Source organism: Pseudomonas sp. PF05, from assembly GCF_056521845.1.
The window spans coordinates 601,404-617,237 of record NZ_JBWLPW010000002.1; the positions used below are offsets into that span (position 1 = coordinate 601,404).

Below are 15,834 nucleotides of genomic sequence, written 5' to 3' on the forward strand. Positions count from 1 at the left end.
GTCCGAGACCTGCGCGGCGCCTGGATCGACTCACTTGAGTTTTCAAGACTTTGAAATGGACACCAAGCAAGCATGAACAACATCGAAGACATCTACTCCCTTTCGCCGACCCAGCACGGCCTGTTGTTCCACAGCGTCTATGAACCGGATTCGCGGGTGTATTACCAGCAATTGAGCCTGGACATGAACGGCCCGCTGCAACTAAACGCATTTCGCGGTGCCTGGCAGGCGCTGATGCAGCGCCACGCGGTGCTGCGCAGTGCTTTTTTGTGGGAAGAACTGGACGATGCCTATCAGGTGGTGCAGCAGGAAGTCGCGCTGCCCCTGACCGAACTGGACTGGCAAGACCGCGCCGAGCCACAGGCCGCGCTGGAACAGTTGGCACTGGAGCAGCGGGCGCAACCCCTGGAGCTCAATGACTCGCCGCTGATGCGCGTGTGCCTGGTGCGCCTGGCCCCCGAGCGCTGGCACCTGATCTGGACCTTCCATCACATCCTCATGGACGGCTGGAGCGTCGGCATTGCCGTCCAGGAGTGGCTGGCGCTGTACTACGAACAAGCCCATGGCCGCCCCGCCCGCCTGGCGCCGACCCGCCCTTATCGGGACTACATCGCCTGGCTGGCGGAACAGGACATGGCCGCCACCGAAGGGTTCTGGCGCGAGCAGTTGCAGGACGTCAGCGAGCCGACCCCGCTGCCCACCTTCGCCGAACGCCAGCCGGCACCGGCGGGGGCACCGTTCGCCGAGCGGGAAAGTCTGCTGACCGCCAGCGAAACCGAACAACTGGCGCACTTCGCCCGCCAGAACGACCTGACCATCAATACGCTGATCCAGGGCGCCTGGGCACTGCTGCTGGGCCAGCACGCCGGGCGTGACGACGTGGTCTATGGCGTCACCGTCGCCGGGCGTCCAGAGAACCTGGCGGCGGTGGACAGCACCGTCGGACTGTTCATCAATACATTGCCGCTGCGGGTGCAGTGGGCTGACGCGCCGACGCTGGTGACCTGGCTGCAACACCTGCAGCACGCCAACAGCGATCTGCGTCACCACGCCTACCTGCCGCTGGGCAAGCTCAAGTCGATGACGCGCATCGCCGCCGAACAGGCGCTGTTCGACTCGATCCTGGTGTTCGAGAACTTCCCGGTCACCGACGCGCTCAACCAGGACACCGGTGGCTTGAGCTTCAGTGCCCCGAGCAGCGACCAGCAGGCCGAAGGCATCACCCTCACCCAAGGCCGCAACCACTTCCCGCTGTCGCTGATCGTGGTGCCGGACAAACAACTGCACTACCTGATCAGCTACGACCGCAGTCGCTTCAGCGATGCCGAGGTCGCGGTGTTGTCGACACAATTGCGCGCGATCCTGTTGGCGATGACGGCGCAAGCGCAGTGCCGGGTCAGCGAGCTTGAATGGCTGAGCCCTGAAGAACGCCAGCAACTGCTCGTGCAGGGTCGCGGTGTGCAACTGCCGGTGCCCCCTGCGTGCCTGCACCAGCGCTTCGAACAACAGGTGGCCGCTCACCCGCAACACCTGGCGGTCCGCGACCGTCAGGTCGCCCTGACCTACCGTGAACTGGACCAGCAGGCCAACCGCCTCAGCCAGTATTTACGCGCCCAAGGCATCGGCCACGACAGCGTCGTGGCACTGGCCCTGGAACGCAGCGCCGAGTTCGTGATTGCCCTGCTGGCCACCCTCAAGGCCGGTGCCGCCTATCTGCCGTTGGACCTCAAGCAGCCCGCCGGGCGCCTGGCCGATGTGCTGGTGGACAGCCGCGCCGCGCTGCTGATCGGCGCGGCCGCTTCGCCCCTGCTCAAGGGCCTGGCCGAGCACACGCCGACACTCTGGCTGGCAGAACAGGCCGGCACCATCGCCTCCCAGCCAGATACGCCTCCGGCCGTGGCCCACAGCCCGACTGACGCCGCCTACGTGATCTACACCTCGGGTTCCACCGGCACCCCCAAGGGTGTGGTGGTCGAGCACCAGTCCATCGTCGACTACCTGACGGCAGTGCACGCGGTCCTCACCCCACCGCCGGCAGCCCGCTACGGCTTGCTGTCGAGCATCGCCGCCGACCTCGGCCACACCCAGCTGTTTGGCGCCCTGTGCAGCGGCGCCAGCCTGTTGCTGGTGGATGAAGACAGCGGTTTCAGCCCCCTGGCACTGGCCGAGCTCTTCGAGCAACACCCGGTGGATGTGCTGAAGATCACCCCAAGCCATCTGGCCGGCCTGTTGCAGGCACTGCCCGATGCCCGCCTGTTGCCCCGCGCCCTGTTGGTCTTCGGTGGCGACGCCCTCAGCCCGGCGCTGCTGGAGCAGGTCAACCGCCTGGCTCCGGGGCTCAGGGTCTTCAACCACTATGGGCCAAGTGAAGCAACGGTCGGGGCGATTGCCAGCGAACTGCCCGCAGGCCTGCGCAGCATCGCCCTCGGCCGACCGCTGCCGAACCGCCGACTGCAAGTGGTGGATGCCAACGGTCGGCTGGTGCCCACCGGGGTGTCCGGTGAGCTGCTGATCAACGGCGCCCTGGCCCGGGGTTACCTGCACCGCCCGGACCTGACCGCCGAACGCTTCCACCTCGACGCCGACCAGCAACGCTGGTATCGCACCGGCGACCGCGTGCGCTGGCAAGTTGACGGCCAATTGGCGTTCCTCGGTCGGGTCGACAGCCAGGTCAAGATCCGTGGCAACCGCCTGGAGCTGGGCGAAGTCGAGGCGCAGCTCAAGCGCCTGTCGCCGCTGATCGAGCAGGCGCTGGTCCGCGCCGTGGAACTGGACGGCAGCCTGCGCCTGGTGGCCTACCTGATCGCCAGCCAGTCGCTGTCCGCCACGAAACTGCGTAACGACCTCGCTGCGCGGGTGCCGGACTACATGGTTCCGGCGCACTTCATCACCCTCGACGAACTGCCCCTGACCCGTAACGGCAAGGTCGATGTCCAGCGCCTGCCGCTCCCGCAAAAACCCACCGACGACAGCGCCACCCACGTGGCCCCGCGCAATGAAGTCGAAGCGCAACTGGCCGCCATCTGGCAGGAGGTTCTGAAGCTTGAGCGTGTCGGCGTGCATGACAACTTCTTCGCCTTGGGCGGCGACTCGATCATCAACTTGCAGATCATCGCCCGCGCCAACCAGCAAGGGCTGAAACTCACGCCCCGCCAGCTCTTCGAAAACCGCACCATCGCCGACATCGCCCGGGTGCTGGGCGCCGATGCCAGCCAGGGTGTGGCGCAAGCCATTGCCGATGGCTATGAACTGCCGCTGGCCGCCGGACAACTGGCGCGCCTGCAACAAGGGCCGTTGCACGCCACCTGGCGTTGCGTGGCGCTGACCCAGGCGATCGATAGCGAGCTGCTGAGCCAGGCCATCGCCGCTTTGCAGCAACACCACCAGGCCTTGCGCCTGGCGCTCAAGGCCCTGCCGGAGGGCGAGTGGCAGCAACGGGTACTGGTCGCGGCCAAGGCCCCGGTCATCGCCACCGAGACACTTGAGACTTGCGCCCCGGCGCAACTGCAAGCCCTGGCCCAGGCCGGTGTCGACGCGCTGGACTTGGACGCCGGTCAAACCCTGTACGCCAGCTTGCTGGAGGTAAACGGCAAACATTCGCTGCTGCTGGCCGCGCATCCGCTGTGCCTGGACGAAGCCTCCTGGGCGCTGCTGCTGACGGACCTCAACCTGGCCTTGGCGCAACTGCGTTATCAGCGGCCGGTGCGCCTGTCCTACGCCGGTGGTGACTTCACCCAGTGGACGCGGCACCAGCAGGCCCATGCCCAGGGTGATGCCCTGGACGACGCCTGGGAACACTGGCTGCAATACGCCGGCTTGGAAACGCTGCAACTGCCTGACAGCCAGCAGCCGGCCAGCGTGGTCGAGCAGACCCTGGCGGCCGCCACCTCAGGTGAGCTCAAGCGTCTGGGCGAAGTGCTGCAACTGGACTGGAACAGCCTGTTGGCCGCCGTCGTAGTCGAACAGTGCCGTGAACTGTGCGGCAATGGCCTGGTTGCACTGAGCGTTCACGATGCTCGTCCGAGTGTCGAGCGCTTGCCGGTCGCGGCGCCGATTGCCGTGGCCGACCTCGACCCGGCGCGCATCGTGGGGCCCTTGGCACTGGCGGTGCCGTATTTCCTCCAGCCCAAAGGCGACAGCCTGCTGCAACGCTTGCAGGCACTGGCCGCGCAGATGCGCGCCTACCCGCAACACGGCGTCGACTATGGCGCCCTGCGCTACCTGTCGGACAATACCTACCTGCAAGAACCGCTACGCGACCTGCCGACGGCATCAGTGGCCATTCGCTGGCTGGGCAACCTCGACAGCCATCGCGAAGCACGCGGCATCCTGGCCCAGGTCGAAGCCGCAAGCCCATCGGCGGCTTCGCCTTGCCCGCTGACCCTGGACGCCTGGTGGCAGGATGACTGCCTGCACCTGCGCAGCCAAGGCACCCTCGCCGCCGACTGGGCACCGCGCCTTGCACAACGCTTGAGCGAACTCGCCGGGCTCGTCACCGCACCGGACCTGCGCCCTGCCAGCCAGGCGTTTCCACTGTGCCACAAGCAAGCGGCGACCCTGGCGGCCGAGCCGCTGGACTGGTTGAACATCGAAGACGTCTACCCGCTGTCGTCGATGCAACAGGGCATGCTCCTGCACACCCTGTTGCAACCCCACAGCGGCATCTACCTGATGCAACAACGCTACAGCTGGGACGGGGTATTGCAACGCCCGGCGATGGAAGCCGCATGGCAGCTGTTCCTCGAGCGCCATCCGATGATGCGGACCGCGTTCTGGTGGCAGGACGACCATGAGCCGCTGCAATGCGTGTACCGCCAAACCCATCGGGCGTTCGACTGGCAGGACCTGCGCCATCTCGACGAAGAACAGCAGCGCCTGGCCATGGACCAGGCCCTCGAAGCACAACGCCTGCAAGGTTTCGACATGGCCGGTGCGCCACTGACCCACCTGCGGGTGTTCCAACTCGACGAACGACGCTTCGCCGTGGTGCGCAGCTTCCACCACATCCTGACCGACGCCTGGTGCTTCGGCCTGCTGATGGAAGACCTGCTGGCGATCTACCAGGCCATCGTGCGCCAGGAACCTGTGGCCCGTCCGCGCTTGCGCTCGTTCCGCGGCTACATGAGCTGGCTGGAACGCCATGACATGGCCGCCGCACACGCGTTCTGGCAAGCCGAAATGGCCGGTTTCAGCGAGCCGACGCCACTGCATGTAGACAGCCCCGTGGCCCGCCCGGAACAGGCGCCGGAACAGGTCGGCGACTTCGACCAGACCCTGAGCATTGCCCAGACCCAGCGTCTGCAGCAGCTGTGCCAGCAATACCAACTCACACCCAACACCTGGATCCAGGGTGCCTGGGCGCTGTTATTGTCGCGCTACAGCGGCAACCGCGACGTGCTGTTCGGCGTGACCGTCGCCGGCCGCCCGACTGACCTCGCCGGTGTAGAAGAAATGGTCGGGCTGTTCATCAACAGCTTGCCACTGCGCATCGATGTCGACCCACAAGCGCCAGTGGCCGACTGGTTGCAGGCGCTGCTGTCCCACAACGCGCAATTGCGCGAACACGAAAGCGCGTCGCTGGTGGACATTCAGCGCTGCAGCCAAGTGCCGCGCGGCCAGCAGTTGTTCGACAGCCTGGTGGTGTTCGAGAACGCGCCACTGGATATCAGCAGCGTGCAACTGGATGCCTTCAGCATCGACATCTACGAAGACCGGGTACACACCAACTTCCCGATGACGGTGGTGTTGTACCCCGGCGACCGCCTGGGCATTCGCTTGTCCTACGACAGCATGCGTTTCAGCACTGACACCGTGCAGCGCATGCTCGGGCACCTGGTGCAGCTGCTTTCGAACATGCTGGAGACACCGCAGGCGCCCCTGGGCAACCTGCACATGCTGCCCGAGGCGGAACGCCGGCAGTTGCAGATCGACTGCAACCGCAGCGACGTCGAGTTCCCGCTGGAGCGCGGCTATGCGGCGCTGTTCGCCGAACAAGTGCGCAGCCGCCCGCAGCACCTCGCCGCGGTATGCCAGGGACAATCGCTGACCTTCGCCGAACTGGATCGCCGCGCCAACGTCATCGCCCATGCGCTGCAAACCGCCGGGGCCGGCCCGGAAACCCTGGTGGCGCTGTTCGCCGAGCGTGGCCTGGCCTTGCTGACGATGATGATCGCCACGCTCAAGGCCGGCGCCGCGTTCCAGGCGTTGGATATCCAACAGCCTCACGCACGCCTGGCGGAGCTGCTGGACCTGGGCGAGGCACCGCTGCTACTGGTGTGCGAGCACGCGACCTCAGCACTGGACAGCGTCCTGCCGCAGATGCGCCAGCAACCCACCTGCTTGGTCGCCCAGGCACTCTGGCAGGGCCGCGAACAGCCGCCGGTCAGCTATGGGCACAACCCCGATCAGTTGGCCTACGTGATCTTCACCTCGGGTTCCACCGGCACGCCCAAAGGTGTGATGGTCGAACAACGCGGCATGCTCAACAACATGTTCGGCAAGGTCCCGAGCCTCGGCCTGGGTGAGCACGACCGGATTGCCCAGACAGCTTCGGCGGCGTTCGATATCAGCGTGTGGCAGTTCCTCGCCGCACCGCTGTTCGGCGCCACCGTACACATTCTTCCCGATGCCCAGGCCCACGACCCGGTGGCCTTGCTCGATGCCGTTCAGGAGCAAGAACTGACGCTGCTGGAAACCGTGCCGGCGCTGATTCGCGGCATGCTCCAGGAAAGCCAGGCGCACCACAGCCTGGCGAGCCTGCGCTGGCTCCTGCCCACCGGTGAAGCATTGCCACCGGCCCTGGCGCGGGACTGGTTCGCACGCTTCCCGACCATCCCGTTGATGAACGCCTACGGACCCGCCGAATGCTCGGACGACGTCGCCTTTTACCCCATCACCCAGGCCCCGGCCGACGACTGCCTGCACATGCCCATCGGCAAACCGACCGCCAATAACCAGGTGTTCGTCCTCGACTCGGCGCTGCGCATGGTCCCCATCGGCGTACCCGGCGAGTTGTGCATCGGCGGTGTCGGCGTCGGTCGCGGTTACCTGCGCGACCCGCAGCGCACCCGCGAAGCCTTTGTCCCACACCCGTTCCAGGCCGATGCGCGGCTGTATCGCAGCGGTGATATGGGCCGGATGCGCGCCGATGGCGTGATCGAGTACCTTGGCCGTCGCGACCAGCAGGTGAAGATCCGTGGCCACCGCATCGAACTGGGCGAGATCGAAAACCGTCTGATGCAACACCCGGCGGTGGACAGCTCGGCGGTGCTGGCGCTGCCCGACGCCCGCGGTGCGTTGCAACTGGTGGCCTGGTATGTGCTCGACGAAGCGGCCGACCTGGACGGTGAGTCCGCGCAACAGGTCTTGAGCGCTTACCTGGGTCAGCAACTGGCAAGCTACATGGTCCCGGCCCGTTGGCTGGCCATTGCGCAATTGCCGCTGAACGCCAATGGCAAGGTCGACCGCCGCGCCCTCGCTGCCCTGGGTCTGCCCCAGGACGAGACAGCGCAGGCGCAATGCATCGCACCGCGCACGCCAACCGAGACAGTGCTCGCCGAACTCTGGCAGGAAATCCTCGGCCTGGACGACGTCGGTGTACACGACGACTTCTTCGCCATCGGCGGTCACTCGCTGCTGGCCACCCAGGTGTTGTCGCGGATTCGTCGACGGTTGAACGTGAACCTGCCACTGCGCACGCTGTTCGAGCGTGGCACCCTCGAACAATTGGCCCAGGCGGTCGATCAGCAGCGCAACGCCCAGAGCGAAGCCGACGGCGACAGCGAGATCGCCCTGGCGCCGCGCAACCAGCCGTTGCCGCTGTCCTACAGCCAGCAACGCTTGTGGTTCCTGGATCGTTTCGAAGGCCCCAGCGCCGCCTACAACATGACCACCACCGTCAGGCTGCGTGGCGCGCTGGACATCGCGGCGCTGCAAGCGGCGTTGCAGGCAGTCTTCGAACGCCATGAGTCCTTGCGCACCGCGTTCCACCTCCACGGCGACCAGCCTTGCCAGGTCATCAACCCGGCACCGATAGTCGACTTGACGCCGACCGAGCTGAGCCACCTCGTCAGCGAGCAGCAGGCGCAAACCCTGCAACGCCTGATCGATGAACAGGCCGCACGCCCGTTCGATCTGCAACAGGCACCGATGCTGCGCGCCAGCCTGCTGCGCCTGGGCAGCGACGATCATGTGCTGCAACTGGTGCTGCATCACATCGCTACCGATGCCTGGTCCATGGGCATCCTGATGCAGGAGCTGATCGTCGGGTACCAGGCCCGCAGCAGCGGCTCGACACCGGTGCTGCCGGTGCTGCCGATCCAGTTCGCCGACTATGCCTACTGGCAACGCAGCGAAGCGCAACAGCGCCTGCTGGCACGGGCCATCGACTACTGGCGCCGCCAGCTCGACGGCGCGCCAACGCTGATCCCGCTGCCGCTTGACCAGCCACGCCCGGCGCGCCCCGACTACCAGGGTGCGGCGCTGGAGCAACGCTTCACCGCGGCCCAGACCCAGGTGCTCAAGAGCTATGCCCAGCAGCAACGGGCGACGCTGTTCATGGTCTTGCTCAATGCCTTCAACAGCCTGTTGCAGCGGGCCACCGGGGCCAACGACTTCATCGTCGGCACTGACCTGGCCAACCGCGAACATCCGGCCCTGGAACATCTCATCGGCTTCTTCGTCAACGTGTTGCCGATCCGTGCCCGCCTGAGCGAGGGCGAAACCTTTGACGCCCGCCTGCAACGCTTGCGCGAGGATTGCCTGTCGGCGTTCCAGCATCAGCAAGTGCCGTTCGACAAACTGGTCGAAGAGTTGCAGCCGCCGCGTACGCCGGGGGTCAACCCACTGGTCCAGGTGCTGTTCGTCATGCAGAACACGCCCAGCGGCAATGCCAGCCTGCCGGACCTTGAGGTGGAACACTTGGTATCGCCCCAGGAGAGCAGCAAGTTCGACCTCGCCGTGTTCGTCGAAGAGGACGAAGATCAAGGCCTGAACGTGCGCTGGGTGTATCGCACCAGCGTGTTGCAGGCGCCGACCATCCAGCGCCTCGAACAAGGCTTCGAGAGCCTGCTGGAACAGATCCTCTCGGCCCCGGGCCAAGCGCTGGAGCATTGGTCGTGGCGCCTGGAGGGCGGCAACGCCAGCGCGCCGTCCCCGGCTGACTCGTCACTCGACGAGGCCTCGGCCCGCAGCGCGCGCAAGCAGTCGAAACTGAGCAAGCTCAAGCAGACCCGTGCAACCGCCGTGAGCCAGGTGGCCCACGAGCAGGTCCGTACCCGCACCCTCATCGCCGGGCAAGCCTTGCCGTTGGTGATCGAGCCGTTGCTCGGCGACCTGGACCCGGTGCACTGGGCGCTGCAAGCCCGGGAATGGATCAATGCCCAACTGCTTTCCCACGGTGGCCTGCTGTTCCGGGGTTTCAACCTGCCGGACGCCGCCGCCTTCGAACAATTCGCCCAGGCCATCGAACCCGACCTCTACGGGACCTACGGCGACCTGCCGAAAAACAAGTCCGGCAAGAACATCTACCACTCCACGCCGTACCCGGAACAGCACATGATTCTCTTCCACAACGAGAGCTCCCATCTGCCGCAGTGGCCACGCAAGCAGTGGTTCTATTGCGAAACGCCGGCGCCGCGCGGCGGCTGCACGCCCATCGTCGATTGCCGACAGGTGTTGGCGCGCTTGCCCGAGGACATCGTCGCTCGCTTCAAGGCCCTGGGGCTGCTTTACGTGCGGCACTTCACCGACAAGCTGGATGTACGCTGGCAGGACTTTTTCAAGACTGAACAGCGCGAGGAAGTCGAGCGCCAATGCCTGGCGTCGGGCATGCGCTGGGAATGGCTGGGGGCGGACAACCTGCGAATCGCCCAGCATTGCCCGGCCATCGTCGCGCATCCCGAGACAGGGGAACTGTCGTTCTTCAACCAGGTGCAACTGCACCACACCGCCTGCCTGGAGCCGGAAGTGCGCAGCAACCTGATCAGCCTGTTCGGCCCCGGGCACCTGCCCCGCAACGTGTACTACGGCGACGGCAGCGTGATCGAGGACGCGGTGATGCAAGTGATCGGCGAGGCCTATGAAGCCTGCGCGGTACGTTTCAGTTGGCAAAAGGGGGACATGGTGATGCTGGACAATATGTTGGTGGCCCACGCCCGGGACCCCTTCGAGGGCGAGCGCAAGATCTGCGTCGCCATGGGCCAGATGATGCGTCGTGAACAATTGACCGGATGCCTGCCCGAAGCACAGCCGTCGCAAGCTTCGGAGGTGCAGGCATGAGCGCCTTTGAAACTCGTGAAGAAGCCTTCGCCCTCTCGCCCCAACAACGCAGCCAGTGGTTGGCGGGGTTGCCAGCGGCGCGCCTGGAACTGGAAATCAAAGGCCCGTTGGCCCTGGAGCGCCTACAGCAGCGGCTCGTCGCCCTGAGCGCTTGCCACGAGGCCCTGCGCCTGCGGCTGCGGCCTGGGCCAGGCTTGCTGATGCCCTTGCAAGTGGTCGAATCCACCGTCATGGCCGCGGACGCCATCAGCGTCGAGGTGCACGCGCTCGGCGACGATCGCCACCGGGTGACACTGCAACTGCCGGCGCTGAGCGCCGATCGCGGGACCTTGCTGCGCCTGGCCCAGGCATTGAGCTCGACGGACGCGCCATCGGTGGATGACGAGGCCATGACCTATACCCAATACAGCGCCTGGCTCTACGAATTGCAGGCCGATGAAGATGCCGAGCCTGGCCGGCGTTTCTGGGCCAGCCAGGCCCTGAACGAGCCGGCCGCCAGCGAGTTGCTCTACCGCCAGGTACGCAGCGACCGCCCCGACGCCCCGGTCACCACTCGCCTGAGCGCCAACCCGCCGTTGAGCATGGCCCTGGACAGCTTGTGCCAGCGTCACGACGCATCGCCCGAGCAGGTCTTGATGACGGCCTGGGGCGTGCTGTTGCAGCGCCTGAGTACCGGCGACAGCCCGGCACTGACCTTGAACTGGGTCCACGATTGCCGCGACGACTATGAAGAACTCGCCGACTGCTGGGGCTTGTTCGCCAAGCCCCTGCCCCTGCGCTGGCAACCGGCGGCGGACAGCCATTTTGCCCAGGCGCTGGCGAACCTGCAGGTGCTCTGCGAGCAAGCCACCGAATGGCAGGAATACTGCGGCGTCAGCGCTGCACAGCCGGGCGACGCCTCGCAGTACGGTTTCCAGTGGGGTGGGCAGTTGCCCGATCGGCTCGACACCTTGGGCAGCCTGGCATCGACGCTCACCGTGCTGGACGCACAAGCCATCCCCGTGGGCATGGAGCTGCTGCTGGTGGCCGAAACCACCGCTGGCGGCTATCGCTTGAACCTCTGCCACCTGCCGAGCCGCTACAGCGAGCAAGCCGCCCAGGTCGTGCTGGAACAGTTCCAATCGCTGCTGCTCGACGCCCTCGCCAACCCGGGCAAGCCCCTGGCCGAACTGTCATTGCAGTCACCGAGTTTCACCGCGACGCTGGCCGCCCTGCAGGCGCCTGTCGAAATCGCGGCGCCGCCGTTTTCCAGCGTGCCGGCGAGCTTCGATGCGTGTGCCGCGCAGTTCCCCGAGCACTTGGCCCTGCGCGACCATAACGGGCCACTGAGCTACGCCCAATTGCAGGCCCGCAGCAACCAACTGGCGCATTACCTGCGCGCTCAAGGCGTGGGTCGCGAAGATCGCGTGGCGTTGTATCTGGATCGCTCGTCGCAAATGGTCCTGGCCATGCTCGCCGTGCTCAAGAGCGGCGCGGCGTTCGTGCCCCTGGACGTGCATCAGCCGGCACAGCGCTCCCTGGCCATCCTGCAACAGGCGCAGCCGGTCTTCATCCTGAGTGGTTCGGCCGGCAGCGCCCCCGTCTTGCCCGGCATCGGCAGCCTCGACCTGCGCGATGAAGCGACCTGGCAGCAAGCATCCGCCACGCCAGTCGACGTCGAGATCCAAGCCCAGGACGCGGCTTACGTGCTGTTCACCTCCGGCAGCACCGGCACACCCAAAGGTGTCATCGTCGAGCATCGGCAGCTCGCCTGTTATGTCGCCAGCGTGTCCCGGCGCCTGGCGCTGGCGCCCGGCGAACGCAGTGCGGTGGTCACTTCCCTGGCGGCCGACCTGGGCTACACGTTGCTGTTCCCGGCACTGCTCAGCGGCGGCGAATTGCACCTGCTGGACAAGGAAACAGCCATGGACGCGCATGCCTGGGCCGCCTGGCAGGCGCAGTACCCGATCGACCACCTGAAGGTCGTGCCATCGTTGCTCGACGCCTGGTTGATTCACGCCCAAAGCGCTGCCGTATTGCCGCGCAAGCAATTGATCCTCGGCGGCGAAAGCTGTTCGCGGCGCCTGTTGCAAAGCATTCGCGGCCTCGCGCCGACGCTGGCGGTCTTCAACCATTACGGTCCGACCGAAACCACCGTTGGCGTGGTGATGCACAAGGCCGAGCCAGCCATGGATTATCGCCGCCTGCCGCTGAGCGACCGTCTCGACGGCATGCGCCTGTACCTGCTCGACGAGCAGCAAGCGCTGGCCGCCCCCGGGCAAAGCGCCGAGCTGTATATCGCCGGCCCGCAACTGGCTCGCGGTTACTTGGACGCACAGCAAAATGCCGGGCGTTTCATTGAGCTGGCGCAACGGCCTGGCGAGCGCCTCTATCGCACCGGCGACCTGGCCCGCTATCGCCATGACGGCAGCCTGGAAATCACCGGACGCGCGGACCGCCAGGTGAAAATCCGTGGTTTCCGTGTGGAACTCGACGAGATCCAGGCGCAACTGAGCGGCCTTCCCGGTGTAGCCCAGGCTGCCGTGGAATGCATCCCCCGGGGTGAGCTCGGCCAGCAACTGTTCGCCTTCATGACCCTGGCGCCCGGGCATTCGACCACGGTCGCCCGGCTGCATGGCCAGGCCCAGGATTGCTTGCCGGACTACATGCTGCCTACCCTGCGGATCGTCGAAGCGTTGCCGCTGATGGGTAACGGCAAGCTCGACCGCAAGACCTTGCAGCAATGGGCCGACAAAGTCCTCGACACGGTCGGCAGCGCCTTGCCGCGCACGCCGCTGGAAGCTCTGCTCGCCGAAGTCTGGGCACAGGTGCTGGGCCTGGAGCGGGTGGGCATCGACGATGATTTCTTCGAGCTGGGCGGTCACTCCCTGGCGGCGGTAACGCTCGCCAGCCGCTTGCAGACCGCGCTGTCGGCACCGGTGACGGTCAATGCGGTGTTCAACGCCCCGAGCGTCTCGGCGTTCGCGGCGCTGGTGCAAGCCGAGCTCAAGCTCTCGCCGCTGGTGCGGCTGTCGGCGCCCAACGCCGTTGAAGCCGCCAACCTGTTCTGCTTCCACCCATCCACCGGCCACGTGCAGGATTACCGCACGCTGCTGGCACCGCTTTCGGCGTGGCATCTGTGGGGCTTGCAGGCGGCGTACCTGAGCGATGACAGCACAACGCTGGGCGGCGATATAGAGAGCCTCGCCACGCTTTATGTCGAGCACCTGCGCCAGCAGCAACCACAAGGACCTTATCACCTGCTGGGCTTCTCCCTCGGCGGCCTGCTCGCGATTGCCGCGGCCGCTCGCCTGGAAAGCCAGGGTGAAGACGTGGCGTTTCTCGGTATCATCGACTCGCAATACCAGCATCAGGCGCCGCAAGACAGTGTCGAAGCATTGCTGGAATCGGCTTCCCAAGCACTGACAGCGGACAGCCAGGCCGTGTTGCGCCAGTTGCCGCCGCCGATCATGGCTGCGTTGCTGGCGCAACTGGACGCTCTGCCCCCAGCGGCACGCCTGCCGGAACTGGTCCAGTGGGCACGGCAACAAGGCCTGCAACTCGATGGCGACAGTTGGGAGCATTTGCAAACGCGGCTGCGCTACCAGCAGCATACGCAGCATCTGCTGGCGACTTTCAAACCTGCCCGGCTCAGTTGCCCGGTGCATGTCTGGTGGGCCAGCGACACCCTGGCCCAGCCTGACTTCGCCGACCCGCAGTGGGAACGCCTGAGCAGTGGGCCGCTGACCCGCGAGGTCATCGCAGCACAACACCTCACCATCCTTGAGCAACGCGCCTTGCATGAACAATTGGCGGCGCGCCTCACGGCCATTGCTACACACGGAGCGGTTTGAAATGGATCTGTTGTTACTCATGGCTAAACGCTCATGGCGCGCACTGCTGGTGGCGACCCTGACGGGGCTGACCTGCGGCCTCGCAGCGGCCGGCCTGATCGCCAACATCAACCACAGCCTGGAGGTGTTCGATAAGCTGCGCCCGGTGGATGGCCTGCTCTTCGCCGGCCTGGTGGTGTTGGTGGCGGTGTCGCGGATCATCTCCGACATCAGCCTGCTGCGCCTGGGCCAGGCCGCGGTCAACGACATGCGCCTGCACCTGAGCGCCAAGCTGATCGACACGCCCTACGCGCAATTGCAGCGCCTGGGCAAACATCGCCTGCTGGCAATGCTCACCGACGATACGCAAACCATCAGCCAGGCGGTGGAGTTGGTGCCGATCCTGTTGGTCAACGTCGGGATCATCGTCGCCTGCCTGGGCTACCTGGGCTGGCTCAGCCTGCCGCTGCTGGGCCTGACGCTGCTGCTGATCGCCCTGGGCAGCCTGAGCTTTCACTGGCCGCAACGCCGGGCACTGACGTCGATCTCCCGTGCTCGCGAGCTCAAGGACCAGTTGTTCAATCAATACCGCCTGCTCACCGATGGCAGCAAGGAACTGCAACTCAACCATCCGCGCCGGCAACACTTCTTCACTCGCCTGCTGATACCGGTGAGCCAGCAATATCGTCGCGATTTTGTACGGGGCATGAGCATCTATGCCCTGGTCCTGAACTGGGGCAATGCGGTGTTCTACCTGCTGATCGGCGTGGTGCTGTTCGCCGCGCCGCATTTCATCGACCTGAGCGTGAGCCTGGTTACCGGCTATATCCTGGCGATCCTCTACATGATCACGCCGCTGTCGGAACTGATGCACGCCTTGCCGACCCTCGGCCGGGCCAGCGTGGCCCTGAACAAGATCCGCGCCCTGGAAGGCGAGATGCAAACCGCCGACGAGACCGTTGACACGATCTCGCCGACCCAGGTGCGCAGCCTGGTGTGTCGCCAGGTCACCCACACTTACTACCGCGAGCGCGAGGACGGTCATTTCACCCTGGGCCCCATCGACCTCACTCTCAATGCCGGCGAAGTGGTGTTCATCACCGGCGGCAACGGCAGCGGCAAGACCACCCTGGCCTTGTTGTTGACCGGGCTGTACCGGCCGGAAAGCGGCGACATCATGCTCGACGAGCAGGTGTCTTCGAGCAATGACAACCACCATTACCGGCAGCACTTCTCGGCGATCTTCACCGACTTCTGCCTGTTCGAGAACCTGTTCGATGGCGACGATCCGCATCTGGTGAAACAGGCGCAGGACTACCTGGTGCACCTGCAACTGGACCACAAGGTGCAAATCGAGGAAGGCAAACTGACAACGCTGGCGCTGTCCACCGGGCAACGCAAGCGCCTGGCGCTGCTCAGCGCATACCTGGATGATCGCCCTTGCTACCTGTTCGACGAATGGGCCGCCGATCAGGACCCGGTGTTCAAGCACTTTTTCTATACCCGGATCCTGCCGGACCTGCGCGAGCGCGGCAAACTGCTGATTGTCATCTCCCATGACGACGCCTACTTCGGCCTGGCCGACCGGCTGATCCGCATTGAACATGGCAAGCTCAGCGAAGTCGCCCCGCAGGCTGATGCAATGCCCGTGGCCGAAATGCAGTCTTGAGGAAACCTATCGCCAGAGATTGCTCCCGCTACCCCGCAGGAGCTGTGTAGGAACTGCGTAGGAGCTGTGTAGGAA

Annotated in this window: 3 protein-coding genes; all 3 read left to right on the plus strand. The window is 65.5% G+C overall.

The genetic code is table 11. The features are described from left to right. Positions 1–72 precede the first annotated feature (72 nt). From AC09SL_RS07675 to AC09SL_RS07685, 3 genes are read left to right on the plus strand one after another with little or no spacing between them, the layout of a single operon-like run. Positions 73–10,278, plus strand: a complete 10,206-nt coding sequence (locus AC09SL_RS07675; protein ID WP_064106804.1) for a non-ribosomal peptide synthetase — start codon at positions 73–75, stop codon at positions 10,276–10,278. Continuing rightward, entirely contained in the window at positions 10,275–14,111 is a 3,837-nt protein-coding gene (locus tag AC09SL_RS07680) for a non-ribosomal peptide synthetase (protein ID WP_058542687.1), read from the plus strand. Before AC09SL_RS07675 ends, AC09SL_RS07680 begins: the two co-directional genes overlap by 4 nt. 1 nt (position 14,112) lies before the next feature. Next, on the plus strand, positions 14,113–15,759 hold the full coding sequence (locus AC09SL_RS07685) for a cyclic peptide export ABC transporter (RefSeq protein WP_058542686.1): 1,647 nt from the start codon (positions 14,113–14,115) through the stop codon (positions 15,757–15,759). Positions 15,760–15,834: the final 75 nt, after the last annotated feature.